At 70.0% G+C, this 21089-nt stretch carries 16 protein-coding genes; 8 read left to right on the plus strand and 8 right to left on the minus strand.

The window, feature by feature from the left end:
- Positions 1 to 47 precede the first annotated feature (47 nt).
- From rph to BOSE125_RS03975, 3 genes are read left to right on the plus strand one after another with little or no spacing between them, the layout of a single operon-like run.
- Positions 48 to 845 carry a ribonuclease PH gene (gene rph / locus BOSE125_RS03965; protein WP_159550160.1) on the plus strand — a complete coding sequence of 266 codons (798 nt, stop codon included), beginning with the start codon at positions 48 to 50 and terminating at the stop codon, positions 843 to 845.
- Positions 842 to 1513, plus strand: coding sequence for an RdgB/HAM1 family non-canonical purine NTP pyrophosphatase (rdgB, locus tag BOSE125_RS03970; protein ID WP_159550163.1), 672 nt, complete (start codon positions 842 to 844; stop codon positions 1511 to 1513). Before rph ends, rdgB begins: the two co-directional genes overlap by 4 nt.
- Entirely contained in the window at positions 1513 to 2754 is a 1242-nt protein-coding gene (locus BOSE125_RS03975) for an exonuclease domain-containing protein (RefSeq protein ID WP_159550166.1), read from the plus strand. Before rdgB ends, BOSE125_RS03975 begins: the two co-directional genes overlap by 1 nt.
- 73 nt (positions 2755 to 2827) lie before the next feature.
- Here BOSE125_RS03975 and BOSE125_RS03980 read toward each other — a convergent pair whose 3' ends face one another.
- Together BOSE125_RS03980 and BOSE125_RS03985 are read right to left on the minus strand one after the other, a co-directional pair.
- Entirely contained in the window at positions 2828 to 4654 is a 1827-nt protein-coding gene (locus BOSE125_RS03980; RefSeq protein ID WP_159550169.1) for an HNH endonuclease signature motif containing protein, read from the minus strand.
- 176 nt (positions 4655 to 4830) lie between these two features.
- Positions 4831 to 5778, minus strand: a complete 948-nt coding sequence (locus BOSE125_RS03985; protein ID WP_159550172.1) for a LysR family transcriptional regulator — start codon at positions 5776 to 5778, stop codon at positions 4831 to 4833.
- 229 nt (positions 5779 to 6007) lie between these two features.
- On the opposite strand from BOSE125_RS03985, the gene BOSE125_RS03990 reads away from it, so the two are divergent.
- Positions 6008 to 7300 (plus strand): Glu/Leu/Phe/Val dehydrogenase dimerization domain-containing protein, encoded by a 1293-nt coding sequence (locus tag BOSE125_RS03990; protein ID WP_159550175.1) that lies wholly within the window; start codon positions 6008 to 6010, stop codon positions 7298 to 7300.
- A gap of 85 nt (positions 7301 to 7385) precedes the next feature.
- Here the strand turns inward: BOSE125_RS03990 and BOSE125_RS03995 are convergent, their stop codons facing one another.
- Positions 7386 to 8114, minus strand: a complete 729-nt coding sequence (locus BOSE125_RS03995; protein WP_159550178.1) for a maleate cis-trans isomerase — start codon at positions 8112 to 8114, stop codon at positions 7386 to 7388.
- Positions 8111 to 8869 carry an Asp/Glu/hydantoin racemase gene (locus BOSE125_RS04000; protein WP_159550181.1) on the minus strand — a complete coding sequence of 253 codons (759 nt, stop codon included), beginning with the start codon at positions 8867 to 8869 and terminating at the stop codon, positions 8111 to 8113. The genes BOSE125_RS03995 and BOSE125_RS04000 overlap by 4 nt, the downstream gene beginning before the upstream one ends.
- Positions 8870 to 9094: 225 nt before the next feature.
- Here BOSE125_RS04000 and BOSE125_RS04005 point away from each other — a divergent pair, with 225 nt between their 5' ends.
- Positions 9095 to 10483: an amidase gene (locus BOSE125_RS04005; RefSeq protein ID WP_159550184.1), complete on the plus strand. Its 1389-nt coding sequence runs from the start codon at positions 9095 to 9097 to the stop codon at positions 10481 to 10483.
- Between the two features lie 3 nt (positions 10484 to 10486).
- Here the strand turns inward: BOSE125_RS04005 and BOSE125_RS04010 are convergent, their stop codons facing one another.
- Both BOSE125_RS04010 and BOSE125_RS04015 read right to left on the minus strand, forming a co-directional pair.
- Positions 10487 to 11029: a DUF3830 family protein gene (locus BOSE125_RS04010; RefSeq protein ID WP_159550187.1), complete on the minus strand. Its 543-nt coding sequence runs from the start codon at positions 11027 to 11029 to the stop codon at positions 10487 to 10489.
- Positions 11030 to 11038: 9 nt separating this feature from the next.
- Positions 11039 to 12298: an aspartate aminotransferase family protein gene (locus tag BOSE125_RS04015; RefSeq protein WP_159550190.1), complete on the minus strand. Its 1260-nt coding sequence runs from the start codon at positions 12296 to 12298 to the stop codon at positions 11039 to 11041.
- 111 nt (positions 12299 to 12409) lie between these two features.
- Between BOSE125_RS04015 and BOSE125_RS04020 the strand changes: the two genes are divergently transcribed.
- Entirely contained in the window at positions 12410 to 13882 is a 1473-nt protein-coding gene (locus BOSE125_RS04020; protein WP_159550193.1) for an NAD-dependent succinate-semialdehyde dehydrogenase, read from the plus strand.
- Between the two features lie 52 nt (positions 13883 to 13934).
- Here the strand turns inward: BOSE125_RS04020 and BOSE125_RS04025 are convergent, their stop codons facing one another.
- On the minus strand, positions 13935 to 15071 hold the full coding sequence (locus BOSE125_RS04025) for an ADP-ribosylglycohydrolase family protein (protein WP_236557803.1): 1137 nt from the start codon (positions 15069 to 15071) through the stop codon (positions 13935 to 13937).
- A gap of 130 nt (positions 15072 to 15201) precedes the next feature.
- Here BOSE125_RS04025 and BOSE125_RS04030 point away from each other — a divergent pair, with 130 nt between their 5' ends.
- Positions 15202 to 16467: an exonuclease SbcCD subunit D gene (locus tag BOSE125_RS04030; protein WP_159550196.1), complete on the plus strand. Its 1266-nt coding sequence runs from the start codon at positions 15202 to 15204 to the stop codon at positions 16465 to 16467.
- Positions 16464 to 19601 (plus strand): AAA family ATPase, encoded by a 3138-nt coding sequence (locus BOSE125_RS04035; protein ID WP_159550199.1) that lies wholly within the window; start codon positions 16464 to 16466, stop codon positions 19599 to 19601. Before BOSE125_RS04030 ends, BOSE125_RS04035 begins: the two co-directional genes overlap by 4 nt.
- On the opposite strand, the gene BOSE125_RS04040 is transcribed toward BOSE125_RS04035, so the two are convergent.
- A complete protein-coding gene (locus BOSE125_RS04040; protein WP_159550202.1) occupies positions 19588 to 21072 on the minus strand; it encodes a malate:quinone oxidoreductase in 1485 nt (494 codons plus the stop codon). The genes BOSE125_RS04035 and BOSE125_RS04040 overlap by 14 nt on opposite strands.
- Positions 21073 to 21089: the final 17 nt, after the last annotated feature.

Raw genomic sequence — 21089 nt, forward strand, 5'->3', positions numbered from 1 at the left:
GCCCAAGCCCCGCTTAACGAGTCCGTCCCCTCGGTAGGATGGCTGCCATGACCTCATCGACTTCCGGCGCTTCCGCCCTGCCCGAAAACAGCACGACCGGCGCCTCGTCCACCGCGACCCGCCAGGACGGGCGAGCCGTCAACGAACTGCGTCCCATCAGCATCACCCGTGGCTGGTCCCGCCAGGCCGAGGGCTCCGCACTGATCGAGTTCGGCAACACCCGTGTGCTGTGCACCGCCTCCTTCACGCAGGGCGTCCCGCGCTGGCTCAAGGGCGAGGGCACCGGCTGGGTCACCGCAGAGTATGCGATGCTGCCGCGTGCCACGAACACCCGCTCCCAGCGCGAGTCCGTCAAGGGCAAGATCGGCGGCCGCACTCACGAGATCTCTCGCCTCATCGGCCGTTCGCTGCGCGCCATCATCGACCTCAAGGCCCTGGGCGAGAACACCATCGTGCTGGACTGTGACGTCCTGGAGGCGGACGGCGGCACCCGCACCGCCTCGGTCACCGGTGCCTACGTGGCACTCGCCGAGGCCATCGCCTGGGCCAAGGGACAGGGAGTCATCCCGGCGTCCGCCCAACCGCTGAAGGACTCCGTCGCCGCGGTGTCCGTCGGCATCATCGACGGTGTCCCCATGCTGGACCTGCCCTACGTGGAGGACGTCCGCGCCGAGACGGACATGAATGTGGTGGTCACCGGATCGGGCGAGTTCGTGGAGGTTCAGGGCACCGCCGAAGGCGCCCCGTTCAACCGATCCGAACTCGACTCCCTGCTCGATCTGGCCGTGGCCGGATCCGCCGAGCTGGCCATCATCCAGCGCGAGACCCTGGCCGGCGAGCGGTGAGCGGCGGAGCAAGCGCCGCGTCCGAGCCCCGGCTGGTGCTGGCCACCCGCAACGAGGGCAAGCTGCGTGAACTGCGTGAACTGCTCCGTGGACAGGTGCCAGGACTGGACGTCGACACCCAGGTCGTCGACGCTGCGTCCCTGGAAGCCCCAGACGTGGTGGAGGACGGTGTCACCTTCGAGGAGAATTCCCTCAAGAAGGCACATGCCGTCGCCCGGCACACCGGGCTGGTGGCTGTGGCCGACGACTCCGGCCTGTCCGTGGAGGTCCTCGGGGGTGCCCCCGGGATCTTCTCCGCCCGATGGGCTGGACGCCACGGGGATGATGCCGCCAACCTGCAGCTGCTCCTGGACCAGACGGCGGACGTGAAGCCCGAGCACCGTAATGCCGCGTTCGTCTGTGCTGCCGCGGTGGCAACACCGGCCGGCGAGGAGCATGTCCAACTCGGCTTCCTGGCCGGGACCCTGCTGACGGCACCACGGGGCACGGGTGGATTCGGCTATGACCCGATCCTGCAGCCGCACGGCATGCACGTCTCCGTGGCCGAACTGGATCCCGAGGTGAAGAACTCCATCAGCCACCGTGGCACCGCCTTCCGGCAGCTGCTCCCCGAACTGGTGCGGTTGCTGGCGGGGTCACAAGATGCCGTGTCCGGCGGAGGGAGCTGATGGCGCTCGACTTCACGGCGCTGGACTTTGAGACGGCCAACGGATTCCGCGGGTCTCCGTGTTCCGTGGGCCTGGTGCGGGTCCGCAACGGCCAGCCGGTGGAACGCGCGTATTGGTTGATGAGGCCGCCGGCAGGCTTCGACCGGTTCGACTCGCGGAACGTGGGAATCCACGGCATCACGGCGGCGCAGGTGGCCGGCGCTCCGCGATTCGCCGAGGTGTTCGGGGATATGGCGGACTTCATCGGCTCCGACCCCCTCGTGGCACACAACGCGGGTTTCGACATCGGGGTCATCGAATCAGCCCTCGAGGTCTCCGGCCGAGACATCCCGCGCTTCGACTATGCCTGCTCCCTGGTGATGGCGCGGCGCACCTATGACTTGCCGTCCTACGCGCTGCCCGTGGCAGCCGTGGAGTCGGGGCATCCACTCGAGAACCACCACGATGCCCTCGCCGATGCTGAGGCCTGCGCCTGGATCATGATCGATGTGCTCGAGAGGCGGACGGCAGCCCGGCAGCCGGCTGACCTGCAACCGGCTCGTCTGCAATTGGCTGATCCGCAGCTGACGGACCGACCGCTGCTGGAGCTTCCGGACGCCGGCGTGCACCTCGCGACAAAGCGTGAACCGGCGTCACCGGCCACAACGGGCTCGGCGGACTCAGCGAGCAGAACACTGACCACGCGATCCTCCACCGGGCTGCTGGAGGCGGGGCTGGCCGAGATCCTGGCCCTCGACGGGGTGCGGTTGCGACAGCTGGAGGCTCGCAGGGCCGGAGCCAGCCCGGAATCCCGTGCCACCCGGCAGGCCCGCGGGCTCGGGCCCGTCTTCGACTCCACCGTGGTGCTGCCGCACGCCGAACGGATGCCGGATTTGATGCACTGGCCGGATGAGGGGATCAACCCCGAGCCTGCCGCCGACGCAGACCCGGCTCATCCGCTGTATGGACACACCGTGGTGTTCACCGGCAACCTGGGCATGCCGAGGCAGGAGGCCAAGAACCGGGCCGCCGTGTGGGGCGCACGTACGGGCAGCCGCGTCAACGCGCAGACCACCATGTTGGTCGTCGGCGACGGCTTCCGCGCTGAGGACCTTGGCGCGGCAACGCGCGGCGGAGCGATCGGGCACCGCAAGACGCGGGACGCACTGGCCCGCCGTCAGCAGGGTCAACATGTGGAACTCGTCTCCGAACCGGAGTTCCTGCAGATGCTGGATGGCAACTGGCCCGACGCCGCGGTGTAGTGGACTCTGGCAGCCACACAGTTGCCATGCTCCAGTCGCGCGCCCTGACGCATCGCGTTGGCTCGGTCCACGCCTAGGCCCGCCAGTACCGGTTGCGCAGGGGCGTCCTGAACGGATCCAGATAGGGTGCGGGGATGAACCAGGGGACGCCGTCGTCTTCGACGCTGATGTCCCAGGAACCGCTGTGGACCGCGTGATGATGCCGACTGCAGAGCAGCACCCCGTTGTCCACGCTCGTCGGCCCGCCGTGGGTCCACCACTGGATGTGGTGTACCTCGCACCATGGCGCGGGCATCGTGCAGCCGGGTGACGCGCATCCGCCGTCGCGGGCCGTGATGGCCCGACGGAGTCGATGTGGAAAGAGGCGTTGGGTGCGCCCCACGTCCAGGATCTGTCCTGGGCCGCGCATGACCACGGGCAGGATGTCGGCGTCACAGGCGAGGGTACGTACGGTGCTGGGACTGATCGGGCCGGTGAAGGCCGCCTCCGATCTGTAGGTGCCGAGGTCGAGTGGGAGCATGCCCGGCTCGCCGGGTGGGTCTGGTGGTTTCCGTGGGTCGGCCGATCTGGATTCGGGTGGGGAGGTTCCGGCGGTGGAATCCTGGCTGCTCCCGACCTGACCGGCGAGTGTCTCGTAGTCGATGGTCACCATGACCAGAGGGCGGTTTCCGCCGGACGACGGCAGGCCGTTGCCCTCGACCAATGCCAACGCCCCCATGAGGGCGGAAGTCAGGCCGTCGAGTTGGCGCTGGTGACGGGACCTGCGGTCGACGGACATGACGTCGGCGTCTGGCCAGAGACCTGCTCCATTTGAGAGACCCGGGACGGGAGCCTCCACGGCCGACGTTGTACTGCTGGTGGCCTCGCCACCGCCCTGGGTGCCTGCGTCGTGCATGCCTTCGTCTTGCGCGCCACCGCCCTGCGCGCCACCGCCCTGCGCGCCCTCACCCATCGCGCGGGGGTTGGTCGCGGCGCCGGCGATGGTGCTGAGGACCTCGTGCTGGAGGTCGTCCGCAGCGATCTTCCACAGATGGAAGCCCCGTCGCTTGCCCCGGTAGGAGAGTCCTTGCTGGACGGACGGGACGGCGTCGGACGGCTCTGCCCCATCCGGGTTGAGCGCGTGTTGGGCCCACTGACGCCAGCGGGTACAGGCATGTCGCATCAACTCCGGGTCCAGGACGGTGGCCTGGGCCGTCAGAGTTTCCTCGCCCCGGGACAGCCAATCCGCGGTCAAGGACGCGTCCGCGTTCGTCGCTTCGGCATCCTTTTTCGTCTGCTCCAGGGCAGTGGAGATCAGGTCGAGAGAGCATGGGTCGAGATGCCCCCGCAGGAAGGCCTCGGCCAGGACGGGGTAGGCGGCACTGCGCTGGTGACCGGTGATCTCTGGGACCGGCGGCTGGACCTGCTGGGCACGGTGGATGCGTCTGCGTGCCTCCGGCCGGGGAATCCGCAGGGTCTTCACCATCCAGTCCGGGGCATCTCGAAACGGCCTGGCCCCTCCAGGGATGCCGAGCAACGGCTCGCGGAGGGAACCCTCACCCATGGCATGGGCGGCATGACCGGCCAACGACGTATGTACCGCTGTCAGAAGACGTCCCAGATCTTCGACCCTACGGTGGATGACGGGTAGCGAACCGGTCGCAAAGGTCTCCGGTGCCGCCACGAAGTCGGGGCCGTGGGATGACTCTCCCGGGGCGATCGGTGCGAGGGAGGTCAGCCCGGACCAGTCTGCATCGGTGGGTGGCGGGATCACGCGTTCGAAGGCATCGACCGTGGTGGGGCCGGACAGGCGTTCAGCCAGTAGCTCCAAGGCGTGGCGAGCGATATCAAGGACCTCCGGAGTGGCCCACTCAGCCAACTCACCCAGGCCATGAGCGGGTTCACGCTCCTCTGCTGTCATGACTCTGCACCTCCTTCCGTCCGGTCGCTGCCCCTCGTTCTAGTACATATATTCGATCACGAGCGACGGACGAGATAAGCACCCTCCACGGAAAGGTGGATGACTGAGCGAGAAACTCAGGGTGTGGAGTACTGCGGCTGGAGAAGCGGACGCAGCGGACGGTGAGAACGGTGGACTCAGGACTCCGAAGCGGGCTCAGGTGAGACCGGGGCTGAGCCGATGGCCAGTCCCTTCTCAGCGGCGGCCGTGCGGATCGCATTGATGACCAACTCGAGCGGCGGTCGGCGTGTGGGGGTAGTCCGATAGGCGATGGAGACCGTCCTCATCACCGGTTCCTCCAGGGCGATGATGTCGACTCCGTCCGGGATCAGCTCCAGCGCGAGATCGGACACCAGTGTGACCCCGAGTCCGCCGGCGGCCATGGCCAGGGCGGTGGGCTGTTCGGCCACGGTGTGGACGATCCTCGGGTCGAAGCCCTTCTGGTGGCAGGCGATGCGGACCGCATGGCCGAAGTGGTCGCTCTCCCGGGCCAGGATCCAGGGATAGTCGGCCAGCTGCGCCAGCCGCACCGTCTCGGAGGGGATCATCCCTGTGGGGACGGCGGCGTGGAGCCGCTCCACGGCGATGACCGTACGGGTCAGGTTGGGGTCCCAATTCACCGGAGTCACCGAGTAGTCGATGACGAAGGAGAAGTCCAAGGTGCCGTCCTTGACCGCACCTGCCGTCTGCTCGGGATCCAACTCCACGGTGCGGACCTCGATACCGGGATACCTCACCGCCAGACTGGACAGGGCCTGCGGAACGAGGCTGGAGGCCACGGAAGCCCAGACACCCGCGGTGAGACGCGCCGTCACCCCATTCTGAGCCTGCTCCAGGGCCATCGTCGCCCGGTCCACCGAGCCGAGGATCTGCTCGGCATGCTCGGCGAGGACGAGCCCCAGGTCCGTGAGCAGCAGCCGGCGGCCGTGCCGCTCCACGAGCCGGGCGCCGACGTCGCGCTCCAGTTGGGCCAACTGCTGGGACACGCCGGACGGGCTGTAGTGGAGGGCAGCCGCCACGGCGGTCACGGTGCCGCGCAGGTGCAACTCCCGCAGCATCCTCAACCGACGCAACGACAACTCCATGGGCGTCAGCATAGGGGCGGGCCTCCATCGCCGGGGAGATCTTGCAGTCCCGGTACACGGCATCGTGCAGGAACCGGCGATAGACGCCAGCGGCAACCCCCTCCACGCTGGGAGTACGAGCCGGAGCCGATCCGGCGGGAACCGAACATTCACCGAAGCACGCACCGGAGCACACGCCGGAGGGCGAACCGCTGCGGGACCAACCGTGAACTCGATGGAGGTGGCGGGTATGACCCTGATCCAGAACCCTGATGGCAACCGAACGCACTACGGCACGAGAGGACCGGCGCGCGGCACCCGGCCAGGGACCCTGCCCGGTAATCCACCGGGGGAGCCGTTCACCCGTCCAGATCCCTTCGACCGTCCGCCGGAGCACGAGATCACGTGGACCGATCCGGTCACGGGCGCCCAGGGTTGGCTCGTGGTGCACACCCTGGTCGGTGGCATGGCCACGGGGGGCACCCGCATGCGAGCCGGCTGCACCCGGAATGAGGTCGCCGACCTGGCACGCTGCATGGCCACCAAGACCGCGGCGTTCGGCCTGCCCGTCGGCGGGGCCAAGGCGGGCATCGACTGCGATCCGCGGGACCCGGACGCGCTGGGCGTTCTGGAGCGGTTCTTCGCGCACATGCGGCCGTGGCTCGAGAACTCCTGGGTGACCGCCGAAGACCTCGGAGTCTCCCAGTCGGACCTTGACGCAGTCTTCACCCGGCTGGGGTTGGACCAGTCCTTCCACGCCGCCATCCGGCGCTCGCCGGACCCGGTCGCCACCCTGGGCCGCGTCCGGGCAGGACTGGACACCGTGGACCGGGACGGTCTGCCGCTGGGGGACGTGATCGGCGGCTACGGGGTGGCACAGGCCTGCCTGGGGACGGCGGCCGCCCTCGGATGGGAACCCACGCGGACCACGGTGGCCATCCAGGGCATCGGCACCATGGGCGGCGGGGCCGCGTGGTACCTGCATGAGGCCGGAGTCCCCGTGACCGCGATCGCCGACGCCGCCGGCACCCTGTTCTGCCCTCGCGGCTTGGACATCCCGGCCCTGCTGGCGGCCCGCGACCACTACGGCGAGATCGACCGGGCGACGGTACCGTCCGGCGTCGAGCTGCTGCCGCGCGAGGCGGTGCTCGCGGCACCGGCCGACATCCTCGTCCCGGCGGCGGTCTCCTATGCCCTGGGGGTCGGGTCCGTGGCGCACGTCGCGGCCCGGGCGGTGGTCGAGGCAGCGAACTCACCCACGACGCCGGACGCGGAGGAACGCCTGGCAGTGCGCGGGATCCCGGTGATCCCGGACTTCGTGGCCAACGCCGGCGCGGCGGCCTGGGCGTGGTGGTTGCTGCAGGGACAGGTCGGCACGGACCCCGAGGACTCGTTCCGGCGCCTGCGGCAGGAGATGCAGGGCAAGGTGGCCTACATGCTCGCGGAATGGAGCGGCGCCAGGATGAGTCCCCGGCGCAGTGCCTGGGGATTCGCCAGCGCCAACCTGGAGGCGCTCGCCGGTCGCCAGATCACCATTCCCTAGCCGCGTCGGGCGCTGCCGCATCAAGTTCGGCAGCAACGCCCGCTCTCGGTTTCAGGCACCGCCTCAACGGGCACCGCCGGCACCACTACACCTGCGTGAACAACGCGCCCAGCCGGTCCGAGACCACCGACGATCCGGCCAGCCGGAGACCGTGCCAGATCGTGACCTGGTTGGCCGTGAGGACGGGCTTTCCCAACCGGTCCTCGATTGCGGTCAGCACGTCCAGCGTGTGCATGGCCGTGTCCGGGATGAGCAGGGCCTCGGCGGCCGGATGGTCGTTCTGCAGGGCCAGATCCATCACTCGGGCGCCGTCCAGGGAGCCCACCTCCGCCGCCGTGTCGATCCCGGCACTGCCCCGGGCCACCACCTCGATCCCCGCGGCCGCCAGGAAGTCGGTGAAGAGCACCGCCACCTCCTCCGGGTAGCTGGCCGCCACAGCCACCCGTCCCACGCCGAGCGCGGCCACGGCGGCCACGAACGACTGCGACGTGCTCGCCGCCGGCACCCCGGCTGCCTCGGCCAGCTGGTCGGCCTGCTGGCGAACGCCCTCGTGGCCGTAGACGAAGCTGCCGGAGGTGCAGGCCCACATCACCGCGTCCACCGGGCCCACCGCGTCCGCTGCCACGGCGGCGAGCAGCCGCGAGACCCCCTCCGCGAGCTTCTCCGGGCTGCCCAGATCGAGGAGTTCCGGAACCGCGTGGAGGTCGGTGCCGTAGACGTGCGCGAGCGGCAGGCGCATGCCGAGCAGGCTCGCCGCCGCCGGGTATTCGTCCTCGGCCGCATGATCCGGGTAGATGATGCCGATGGTGGTCATGAGGGGGATTCCTCTCGGAAGACGTCGGCCAGCCAGCGGCCCGGGCCGACCATCGGCAGGCCCATGCGGCCGAGGCAGGCCCAGACGGTCAGTTGATTTGCGGTCAGGACGGGCTTGCCGAGCCGGCGTTCGAGCGGTTCGACAATGTCATAGGTGGGCAGGTTGGTGCAGGAGACGAAGACGGCCTCGGAGTCGGGGGTGTCGGCTGCGAGGATGAGCTCGGCCACGGTGCGGTAGTTGACCCGCCAGATCCCGCCGCCCAGGCCGAGGTAATGGCTCTGCGGCACGGCCACCCCGAGTTCGCCGAGGAAGGCGACCAGGCGGTCCGTCAGGTCGGCGTCGTAGGGGGTGATCACCGAGACCCGCCGCAGCCCCAGCGCCCGCACGGCCTCCGCCAGGGCGCCGGAGGTGGTGACGGCGTCGGGAGCTCCAGCCTCCAGGATGGACCGGCGGAGCTCGGACTCGTACCCGAGCCCGTGGATGAAGCTGCCGGAGGTGCACAGGTAGGCCACGACCTCGGGGTCCACGCCGAGCACGTCCCGGGTGGCCGATTGCATGTGCCGCTTCTCGGAGACGAGCTCGGCCATCTCCAGGCTAACCGGGACCGGCTCGAAGGGCGTCCGGGCGAGGTGGAGGCTGACGTCCAACGGCGTCCACCGCCACAGTTCCCGCTCCAGGGCCAGGTCGAAGGGGGCGATCACACCGATGCCGCGCTGGGTCACGGGACCGTCGAAATCGATGTCTGACAGGTCCACCGCCGGCCCTCGCCCTCTTCCACGTCAGTCTGCCGAGTTGATGATGGGCTGAATCATAGGGGCGGCACCGTCCTCGCGACCATGGGCCGGTCACGACGTGTGGGCCCTTCCATCCGCGCAGATCAAACCCCCATAATGCGGGGACATGACGGCCGCAAACCTGAGTGTCCGCGAAGCCGTCCGCACGATGTCACCGAACACCATGTCACCTACCGGGAGCTGCAGATGGACCCCACCCAGATGACCGCCGTCGAGCTCGTGGCCGCCTATGGGAGCCGGTCACTCTCACCCGTGGAGGCCACCACCGCGATCCTGGACCGGATCGAGACGGCGGACGGCGATCTCGGGGCCTACTGCCTCGTGGATGGTGACCGCGCCCTGGATCAGGCCCGCGCGTCCGAGGCCAGGTGGCTCAGTGACCACCCTCAGGGGCTCCTGGACGGCGTACCGGTCTCCATCAAGGACATCTTCCTCACGGACGGCTGGCCCACCCTACGGGGTTCCCGGTCCATCGATCCTGACCAGCCGTGGACGGTGGACTCGCCCGTCGCGGCCCGGCTCCGCGCGGACGGCATGGTCTTCCTCGGCAAGACCACGACGCCGGAGCTCGCCTGGAAGGCGGTCACGGACAGTCCGCTGACGGGCATCACCCGCAATCCCGCCGATCCGCGGTTGACCGCCGGCGGCTCCTCCGGTGGTTCTGCGGCCGCGGTGGCCGCTGGCATGGGGCCGTGTTCCGTGGGGACCGACGGCGGCGGCAGCGTCCGCATCCCGGCCTCCTTCTGCGGCATCGTGGGCTTCAAGCCCACCCACGGGCGGATCCCGTTGTACCCGGCCAGTCCGTTCGGTCCGCTGGCCCATGCCGGGCCGATGACGCGCACGGTGGAGGACGCGGCCCTGATGATGGACATCCTGGCGCTGCCGGACCCCCGGGATCCCACCTCGCTGGCGCCGCCGCCACGGACCTTCCGCGGAGAATTCAACCGGGAGGTGGCCGGACTGCACGTGGCCTACTCGCGTGACCTCGGCTACGCGACCGTGGACAGGGAGGTCGCGGCCGTGGTGGACGCGGTGGTGCGGCGGATCGACGAGGCGGGACTGCCCGTCACCGAGGCCGATCCAGGCTTCACGGATCCGATCGAGGCGTTCGAGGTGTTGTGGGCCAGCGGGGCCGCCACCCTGCTGGACACGATGGCCGCGACCTCGCCCGGCACCCGGGAGAAGGTCGACCCGGGTCTGGGCCGGGTCTGGGACCGGGGGGAGCGGATCAGCGCGGTCGAGTACCTCCGGGCCCGGGACGTCGCCGCACAGGCCGGGATCACGATGGGCTCCTTCCACGAGGAGCACAATGTGCTGCTCACCCCCGCCGTGGGGATCCCGGCGTTCGAGGCCGGGCACGAGGTCCCGCCCGGCAGCGGACTGGAGCGTTGGCCGCAGTGGGCGACATTCAGCTTCCCGTTCAACCTCACCCAGCAGCCGGCCATCAGCATCCCCGTGGGCGTCACCGCCGCCGGGCTGCCCGCGGGGCTGCAGATCGTGGGTCCGCGGCACTCTGACGACCTTGTGCTGGCGGTCGCGCGGTTCGTGGAGTGGCTGCTGGAGCTGGAGCAGTAGCCCCTACTCGCGCTCGAACACCAGCCGCTCGCCCGCGAATCCGTTCCGCCACAGGTCGTTGCAGGCCGCGGCCATGGCCTCGAGCCCGGTGCCGCCCGGTGAACCGTCTGGTGAACCGTCCGCGCCGTCCGGCCAGGCCACGACCGTGCCGAACACATTGCCCGGGACCCATCCGACGTCGCCGTTGAGGAGAAGGTTGTTCCGGTCGTAGAACAGGGCCAGGTCTGTGGCGCCCTGGTCCTCATGGGCGGTGGTGCCGGGCGCGTAGCCGTAGGCGGGGTTGCCGATCTCCCAGGGCTCGAAGTCGAACAGGCACACGTCCCCGGGGACCGGCGTGACCGTGGGGTTCTCCCGCCGGGGCGCCGCCATGATGCGGGGCAGCAGGGCGTACACCTCGTTACGGGCGAACTTGGCGTGATAGGCGTCGCCGGCCAGCGGGAGGGCATCCCAGACGGCCGCACACGTGACCGGAGCGAGGTCGTCGAGCAGCCGGACCCGGCAGGAGACCTGGCGGGTGGCGAGCGTGAGGATGAGGTGACGTGGCATCCGAATCCCCTAGATCTCCGCGAGGACCTCGGACCACAGGCCCAGCCCCTCGTCGATCTCCTCCGCGGTGACCACGAGCGGCGGGATCATCCGGACCACGTTCATGTAGGCGCCACACGTCAGCATCAGCAGGCCCTTGTCCGCCGCCACGGTCAGGGCGGCCTTGGCCCGGGCCGGATCGGGGGTGCCGTCGTCGTTGGTGAACTCGCTGCCCACCATCAGCCCCAGCCCACGGACGTCGCCGATCCCTGCGGCGCCGGGGGAGCCGGCCGCGGCAGCCGACCGCGCGCCGTCGAGCAATTGGGTGCCGCGTTCGGCGGCGTTGCCCACGAGCCCTTCGTCTTCGATCACCCGCAGGGTCGCGACGGCGGCCGCACAGGACACGGCGTTGGCACCGTAGGTGCCCCCCTGGGACCCCGGCCAGGCGCGGGCCATCACCTCTTCGGTGGCGGCGATCCCGGACAGCGGGAAGCCGGATGCGATGCCCTTGGCGAAGGTGATGATGTCCGGGGAGACGTCGAAGTGCTGGTGCCCGAAGTACCGTCCGGTGCGGCCGAACCCGGTCTGGATCTCGTCCATGACCAGCAGGATGCCGTGCCGGTCCGCCCGCTCGCGCAGTCCGGCGAAGAAGGCGGTGTTCCCGGGGATGTAGCCCCCCTCGCCGAGGACCGGCTCCACGATGAACGCGGCCGTCTCCTGCGGGGACGTCACGGTGGCGAAGAGGTAGTCCAGCTCCCGCAGGGCGAAGGCCGTGGCCTCCTCCTCGCTCCAGCCATAGCGGTAGGCGGTGGGGAACGGGGCGATGTGCACCCCGGACATCAGGGGACTGAACCCGGCGGAGAACCGCGTGCCGGAGGTGGTCATGGTCGAGGCGGCCACCGTGCGGCCGTGGAACCCGCCGTGGAACACGATGACGTTCGGCCGTGCGGTCGCCTGGCGGACCAGGCGCAGGGCCGCCTCCACGGCCTCGCTGCCGGAGTTCGCGAAGAACAGCGAGTCCAGGTGGTCCGGCAACACCCCAGCCAGCTCCTCCGTGAGCTCAAGGAGGGGCCGGTGCATGACGGTCGTGTACTGGCCGTGGATGAGGGAGGCCACCTGCTCCTGGGCGGCTGCCACCACGCGCGGATGGCAGTGGCCCGTGCTGACCACCCCGATGCCGGCGGTGAAGTCGAGGAACCGTCGCCCGTCCTGGTCGTAGAGGCAACTTCCGAGGGCATGGTCCACGATCACGGGACTGGCCTGCTTCAGGTGGGGTGACAACGCGGTCATAGATGAGCCTCCGGTGTGAGGAGTGGGTACTGGGTCGGTGGCTGCGGTTGGGTGTTGACAGTACTTCTACGATGGGCTGACCGGCAAGGATCCACGACGCGGAGGCAGCCCATGCGCCAGTCAACCCCCTCTTCAACCACCGAGGCCGAGGCCATCGCCTCCGTGCCGACCGGCCTGTTCGCCGGCGGCCGGTGGCAGACCACCGCCCGGACCATGCCCGTGGAGGACCCGTCCACGGGAGAGGTCCTCACCGAGGTGGCCGACGCCAGCCCGGAGGAGGCCGCCAGCGCCCTGGATGCCGCGGCGAGGGCCCAGGCCGACTGGGCTGCGACCGCGCCACGGCAGCGCAGCGAGATCCTGAGCCGGGCGCACCGGCTCATGATGGAGGAGACCGACCGGCTGGCCCTGGTCATGACCCTGGAGATGGGCAAGCCCCTGGCCGAGGCCCGCGGTGAGGTGGCCTACGCCGCTGAGTTCTTCCGCTGGTTCGCTGAGGAGGCGGTGCGGATCGACGGCGGCTACATGACCGCCCCGGCCGGCGACTCCCGCTTCCTGGTGGCCCGCGAGCCGGTGGGACCCTGCATCCTGATCACGCCGTGGAACTTCCCCCTGGCCATGGGGACCCGCAAGATCGGCCCGGCGCTGGCCGCCGGTTGCACCTGCGTGATCAAGCCCGCCTCCCACACCCCGCTGTCCATCCTGGCCCTGGCCGAGATCCTCGTCCGCGCCGGAGTGCCGGACGGAGTGGTCAACGTGGTCACCACGAAGCGCAGCAATGACGTGATGACCCCCCTGATCCTCGACCCGAGGTCCCGCAAGCTGTCCTTCACCGGCTCCACCGAGGTGGGCAAGGGACTGCTCGAACTCGCCGCGAAGACCGTCATGCGCACCTCGATGGAACTGGGCGGCAACGCCCCGTTCCTGGTCTTCGAGGATGCCGACCTGGACGCCGCCGTGGAGGGGGCGATGCAGGCCAAGATGCGCAACATCGGCCAGGCCTGCACCGCCGCCAACCGCATCCTGGTCCAGCGCTCGGTGGCCGCGGACTTCGCCGATCGGCTCACCCGGCGCATGGCCGAGCTGCCGCTCGGGCGCGGCGTGGATGACGGTGTGGTCGTGGGGCCGCTCATCAACGCCGGGGCCGTGGACAAGGTCACCGAACTCGTGCGCGACGCCGTCGGGCGCGGGGCTGAGGTGCAGCTGGGCGGCCAGGCCGTGGACCGGCCGGGTCACTATTTTCCGGCGACGGTGCTCACCGGGGTGCCGGCCGACGCCGAGATGTGCAGTGCCGAGATCTTCGGTCCCGTGGCCGCGCTCTCCGAGTTCGACACCGAGGAGGAGGCCGTGGCGATCGCCAACGACACCCCCTACGGGCTGGTCTCGTACCTCTACACCACCGACCTGGCGCGAGGCTTCCGCGTCAGCCACGCACTGGAGACGGGGATGGTCGGGCTCAACCGCGGGGTGGTCTCCAACCCGGCGGCACCCTTCGGCGGTGTCAAGGAGTCCGGGGTGGGCCGCGAGGGCGGATTCAGCGGCATCGACGAGTTCCTGGAGACGAAGTACATCAGCGTCGGACTCTGATGCCGGACTCTGATGCCGGCCTCTGATACCAGCCCTCTGATCGCGCTCCGGCTCAGCTGGTCGCGGCGATCCATCGCTCCGCGGCCTCGGCCACGATCTCCCGCTCGCCGATCCATGCCGGAACGGCGGCGTCGGGGAAGATGCCCATCCCGTAGCGGGCCCCGAGGAGCTGGCCGGCCAGGGAGGCGGTCGAATCGGAATCGCCGCCGTGGTTGACGGCCAGGTGCAGGGCCGCCCGGAGATGCAGGGGTGCTAGCGCCTGGATGTCCGCGTCCACCGCGGTGTCGCCACCGTCAGTCACCAGCGCGGCGTAGACCGCGATGGCCAAGGCCTCCTCGGCCACCCAGCCCTCGCCCAACTCAGTCGGAACAGAACTTGACCCGCTCGATGCGCCAGCCTTGTCAGATCCGTCAGATCCGCGAGTCCCGGCCAGAGCGACAGCCGCACGGACCGCCGCGGCCGTGCCGCCGTCGTCGGGCACGGTGTCCAGCCACTCCAGCGCGGCGGTGACGGACGCGTCAAGCGCGTGCCCGGCCATGAGCCGGGAGATCATCAGGCCGAAGGCGGCGGCAGAGGTCCAGGCTGCGGGGTGACCGTGGGTCAGGACGGCGCCACGGCGGGCGAGGGACACGACCATGGTGTCCTCCAGCCCGGGGACCATGCCGTAGGGGGCCGAGCGCATGACGGTCCCGCAGCCCTTCGACTCTGGGTTCTGCGGCTGGTGGGGCAGGCCCATGTCCCGCGACGACAGGCCGGACAGGCAGGCTTTGCCGGGGGCCCGGCGCACGTGCATCTCCGGGTGCTCCTCGAGCCAGCGAGTGGGCGGCTCGGGGGCTCCCTCAGGGAGGGTGCCGGTCTGGGTGCGGTACCAGCGCAGGCAGGAGAGCCACACGCAGGCGGCGGGATCGGCCATGGAGCCCTCGTTGGCCCACTCGATCCAGTCCAGCAGTCCGTCGAGGACGAAGAGCGTCATCTGCGTGTCGTCGCTGATGGGGACCGTCCCGCCCGCGCGGATGGCGGGGACCTGGAGGGGGTGCGTCAGCCCGCCGTCACCGTGCTCGGCACGGATCTGCGCCAGCGAGGAGAACTCGACGGTGTATCCCAGGGCGTCCCCGGCGGCACCGCCGGACAGCAGGCCCAGCACCCGTGAGGGGTAGGAGGGGGAGGACGGCGCGGCGGATTCGCTCATGACCTCCATCGTAGGCACTGCCTGAGGCATCGCAGGACCGCCTCGCTGGACCGCATCGCAGGACCACAACGGCAGGACCAGGTGTGGAGAAGTGCCCAGCGCGTCCCGGGCGACGGATAGCGTGGTGTCCATGTTGATCCTGCACACCTCTGACTGGCATCTGGGCCGCTCGTTCCACGGAACCGGACTGCTCCAGGCACAGCGTGAGGTCCTCGGCCAGATGGCGGCCACGGTTCGGGAACGGGGCGTGGACCTGGTCCTGGTGTCCGGGGACGTGTATGACCGTGCCCTGCCCGCCGCTGACGCCGTGGAGATCCTCGACCGGGCCCTTGCGGAGCTGGTGAGCGCCGGGGCGGTCGTGGTGCTGACGAGCGGAAATCACGATTCCGCCATCCGGCTGGGCTTCGGCGGCCACCTCATGGGCGCCTCCGGGGTGCACTTCCGGACGCGGATGGACCAGGTCACCGCACCGGTGGTGCTGGATGATCCCGACGGCGGCCTGGTCGCCGTCTACGGTGTGCCCTACCTCGAACCCCGGCACGCCGGCCAGGTGTGGGAGGTGGATCCGAACCACACGGCGGTCACGGCAGAGGCGGTGCGCAGGATCCACGAGGACGCCGATACGCGGTTCGGCAGCCAGGATCAGGAGGCCGCCGTGATCGCCATGGCCCATCTCTTCGCTGCGGGCGGTGCCGGCTCGGACAGTGAGCGGGACATCGGCGCGGACCTCCCGCAGGGCGAGGCGCCCGAGGAACAGGCGCCCGAGGAACAAGAGTGGCAGGCGGACTGCCCATCGGAGGAGTTACTGGTGGGCACCCTCGGCCAGGTGCCGGTCTCGGTCTTCGAGGGAATCGACTACGTGGCGCTGGGCCACCTGCATGGTCGCCAGCGGATGGCGGAGACGGTGCGGTACTCGGGATCGCCGCTGCCGTACTCCTTCTCCGAGGCCAACCACACCAAGGGTGGGCTGCTCGTGAGGACGGCCGGAGGCTCGGTGACGGGCGTCGAGACCGTGGACTGGTCCGCCGGGAGGAAGCTTGCCGTCCTGCGTGGACGGATCGAGGACCTGATGGACGATCCGGACCACGCGTGGGCGGAGGACCGCTGGTGCCAGATCACCGTCACGGACCCGGTGCGCCCCCCGCAGGCCTACCGCCGGCTCAAGGAGCGCTTCGACGGACTGCTGAACTTCGTCCTCGATCCTGACGTCGGCGCCGCTGCGAGGAAGTCGACCTACGCCGCCCGGCTGGCGGCCGCGACCTCGGACCTCGAGGTGTGCACCGGATTCGTGGAGCATGTGCGGCAGCGCCCGGCATCCGCGTCCGAGACAGCGCTGTTGACGACCGCGTTGGCGGAGAGCCGGAACGAGCTTGAGGACGAGGGGAGTGCCGCATGAGGATCCATCGACTCGAGCTGCAGGCATTCGGGCCCTTCGCCGGACGGGAGGCCATCGACTTCTCCGAACTCAACGAGGCCGGACTGTTCCTGCTCGACGGCCCCACCGGTGCCGGAAAATCCACTGTGCTGGCCGGTATCTGCTTCGCGCTCTACGGAACGGTCCCCGGTGGCCGGAGCGCCGAGGGGCTGGCGAGCACCCAGTCCCCGATCGGGATGCGGCCCGAGGTCCTGTTGGACTTCACCATTGGCGCCCGGAACTTCGAGGTCCTGCGGTGGCCGAAGTACCGGCGTCGGGCCAAGCGGCAACGCCAGGGCGACGCCGGCATCAGCCTGACCGAGGAGAAGGCCGGTGCGGTGCTCCGTGAGTTACGGGACGGTGAGTGGGCCGAGGTCTCCGTGCGGGCGGACGAGATCGGCCAGCTGCTGCGCCAGGAGCTCTACCTCGACGCCGAGCAGTTCATGCGCGTCGTGCTGCTGCCCCAGGGGGAGTTCGCCGCCTTCCTGAGGGCCGGCTCCCAGGAGAAGGAGACGCTGCTGCGCAAGCTTTTCGGCACGGGCCGGTATGACGGGGTCGCGACGTCCCTGGCCACACGGCAGCAGGCTCTGGAACAAGCTGCGCGGCGGGACCGGGATCGCGTGGCCACGGCCCGTCAGGATCTCCTGTATTCGCTGCACGACGGTCTGGGGGCGGGCTGGTGGGGGTCCGAGGCCGAGCCGGAGGGGTGGCCGGACACCGAGCTCGTGTCCCAGTCGACGACCTCCGTGGCCGCCGCCCTGGAGAACTCCCGGACCGCACGCCATGACGCCGTGGTGGAGGCGTCCCGTGCACAACGGGCCCTGGACGCGGTGAGCCGGACCCGGCAGGACCTGCAGGCTGCACAGGCCTGGGCAGACCGGACCAGCCGCCACGAGGAGACGAGGGAATCCACGGTTTCCGCCAGGTCTGCCGTCGAACAGCACCGGGCGGCAGTGCCCGTGAACCGCAGGGCCACGGAGGCCCGGGCGGCCGAGGACGCCCACCGGGAGCATCGTGCGGCTCTGGACCGTGCCCTGGAACGGGCGTGGGCCGATGAACGGTGCCTGGCATGGGACCGAGTCTGGGGCCGGGCCGGGGACGGGGGCCGGGCCGGGGACGGGGACCAGGCCGGGGCTGGGGCCAGGGACGAGACCCCGACCGGCCTGGCCTCCCGATTCGACGACCTGCGCCAACAGGCCGAACGGGACCTCAACCGGCTGGCCGACCGCGAGCGGGACGCCGCAGCCCTGACCCGGGCCGAGGGGGAGCGCGCCCGGCTGGTCGACTCCATCGAGGTCTCGACCCGCACGGCCACTTCAGCTGAGACCGAACGGGACGTCCTGGTGGCAGCGCAGCGAAGCCTGCACCAGCGCCTCGAGGACCTGGCCAGTCCGGCCGCGGGCCTGGGCCCCGCCCGGTTACTGCTCGAGCAGGCCACCGCCCAAAAGGAAGCAGCGCTGGCCCATGAGCGGGACCACCACGCCAGGGCGGCCGCCGAGGATTCCCTGCGGACTGCCACCGATCAGGCCCAGGCCGCCGTGGATGCCTGGCAGGACGTCGTCGAGCGGCGGCTGGCCGGGGCCGCCTCACTGCTGGCGGCTGCCTTGCAGGACGGCGAGGCGTGTCAGGTGTGCGGCTCCGTGGACCACCCATCCCCGGCGGCCCCGGGAGGCTCCGAGATCTCCGCCGAGGCCCAGGACCGGGCCCGTCAGGACATGGACGAGCTCACCGCAGCTCGACGGCGCGCTGAGGCCGCCGTGGACGAGGCGCGCCGGACGGCCGAATCCAGCCGGCTGGCCTCGGCCGGCCTGTCGCCCCAGGACGCCGAGGTTGCTCTGGGCCGGGCGCAGGATGCGGTGTCTGCCGCACAGCAAGCAGCCCGGGACCTCGAGGCGGCCCGTACCGCCGTGCGGCAGAACGAGAAGGACCAGCTGGCCCAGGCCAAGGCCGCCGAGAAGGCCCGCGGAGACCTTGCTGCGGCGCAGACCCGGTTGACGACGGCGGACGAGGAGATCGACCGCCTCCGCCGGGTGGTGGCAGACGCCTTGGACGGCCGGACCGACCTGGGCGAGGTGCGTCGGGAACTGGAGACGTCCAAGCAACTCGTGGACGCTGTGGTCGCCGCTGCGGCTGCTGAATCCACACACCGGTCATTGGCCCTTCAGGCCGCCGAGCACCTCTCCGTTGAGCTGGGGGCGAGTCCATTCGCGACGGTCGAGGACGTTCGTGCCGCCGTGCTGCCGTCCGAGGAGGAGACGCGGCTCTCGGCTTGCGTCCGGGACTGGGACCACGAGGAGGCACGTCTGGCCGAACTGGCTGCCAGTGAGCCGGTGCAACGCGGACGTGAGCTTCTCCGGGCCGGCGTCGAACCGCCGTCGGAGCAGGAGGTGTCACAGTTCGAGGCCGCCCTGGACGCCGCCACGCAGGATCGTGATGCCGCAGGCGAACGGGTCGGCCTGCTGGAGTCACTGCACCGGCAGACGGTCCGGCAGACCGGCGTGCTGACTGAGGTCGCCGGGCGCTCCGCCGGCCAGGTGGCGGACCTCGAAGAGACGGAGGGGCTGCTCAGGCTCGTCCGCGGCGCGGGGGAGAACTCCTACAAGATGACTCTCGGCAGTTATGTGCTGGCCGGTCGCCTGGAGGAGGTGGTCGCAGCCGCCACGGAACGGCTCCTGGGCATGACCCAGGGGCGGTACGAGCTGCGCCACGACGACTCGGCCCGGGGCCGCGGCATCCGCGGGCTCGACATCACGGTGTTCGACCGGTACACCGAGGACGAGCGGGCCGCCTCGACCCTGTCCGGCGGGGAGACGTTCATGGCCTCGCTGGCCCTGGCCTTGGGACTGGCGGACACCGTTCAGGCCGAGGCCGGGGGCGTGGACATGGACACCCTGTTCGTGGACGAGGGCTTCGGATCCCTGGACAGCGCCACCCTGGCTGACGTCATGGACGTCCTGGACGGACTGCAGGCCGGTGGCCGGACCATCGGCATCGTCAGCCACGTGGACCGGATGAAGCAGGACATCGGTTACCGGCTCGAGGTGCAGAAGACCCAGCAGGGCTCACATCTTCAGGTCCGAGTGCCGGACCGCGCGGGCCCGGTCAGGCGAGCTTGAGCGCGGCGTTGGTGGCCTGCTCGACCTCTTCCATCAGGGACCGGTTCTCGTTGAGCCGGTGGCCGCGGGAAGGAATCATCTCCTGCAGCTTCGGCTTCCAGGTCTCCATCATGGCGGGGAAGCACTTCTCCAACAGTCCGACCATGATCGGGGCCGCCTGGGATGCGCCCGGGGAGGCCCCCAGCAGGGCGCCGATCGAGCCGTCGCCCGCCGTGACGACCTCGGTGCCGAACTGCAGCACGCCGCCCTTCTGCGGGTCCTTCTTCATGACCTGCACCCGCTGGCCAGCGGTGATCATCTCCCAGTCGCCGCCGTTGGCGAGCGGGTAGAAGTCCTGGAGGGCGTCAACCTTCTTGACCTGGCTCTTGGTGACCTCGGTGACGAGGTACTTCACCAGGTCCACGTTGTCCTTGGCGACGTTGAGCATGGGCAACAGATTGTGCGCCCGGACCGAGAGCGGCAGGTCCAGGTAGGACCCGGACTTCAGGAAGTTCGAGGAGAATCCGCCGTAGGGGCCGAACAGCAGCGAACGGCGTCCGTCCACGAAGCGGGTGTCCAGATGCGGAACGGACATCGGTGGGGCGCCGACCGAGGCCTGCCCGTAGACCTTGGCCATGTGCTGGTTGACGATCGACTCGTCAGTGCACTTGAGGAACTTGCCGGAGACGGGGAAGCCGCCGAAGCCCTTGCCCTCCGGGATTCCGGAGGACTGCAGCAGGTGCAGGGCGCCGCCCCCGGCGCCCAGGAAGACGAAGCGGGCCTGGGCGGTGAAGGACTCGCCGGCGGCCTTGTTCTTGACCTTGAGTTCCCATCGGCCGTCGGTGCCGCGGTCCACGGAGGTGACCTTGTGGCCGAAGCGCACGTCCACACCGGAATTGGCCAGGTTGGTGGTCAGCTGCCGGGTCAGCGAGCCGAAGTCCACGTCCGTGCCGTTGGTCTGGCGGGAGGCGGCCAGCCGCTGGCCGCCCTTGCGGCCGTCGATGAGCAGCGGGGCCCAGCCGCGGATGGTGTCCGGGTCCTCCGTGTACTCCATGGTCTCGAACAGCGGGTTGGCGCTGAGGGACTCGTGGCGAGTCTTCAGGTAGTCGGCGTGGTCGTTGCCCCACACGAAGCTCATGTGCGGCAGGGGATTGATGAAGGTCTTCGGATCGCCGAGCTTGCCCTCGTTGACCAGGTAGGACCAGAACTGGCGGCTGACCTGGAACTGCTCATTGATGGCCAGTGCCTTGGTCGGATCAACCGTGCCATCGGCGCCCAGCGGGGAGTAGTTCAGCTCGCAGAGGGCAGCGTGACCAGTGCCGGCGTTGTTCCACGGGTCAGAGGACTCGAGACCGGCCTGGTTGAGGTTCTCGAACAGACCGATCGACCAGTCCGGCTGCAGCTGCTGCAGGAAGGTCCCCAGCGTGGCGCTCATGATGCCACCCCCCACCAGGACAACGTCGTAGGTGGTTGCGGCAGACTGCTGGCTCACGATTCTCTCCCAGGGTT

The organism is Citricoccus sp. K5 (assembly GCF_902506195.1).
In the GTDB taxonomy this organism is placed as follows: domain Bacteria; phylum Actinomycetota; class Actinomycetes; order Actinomycetales; family Micrococcaceae; genus Citricoccus.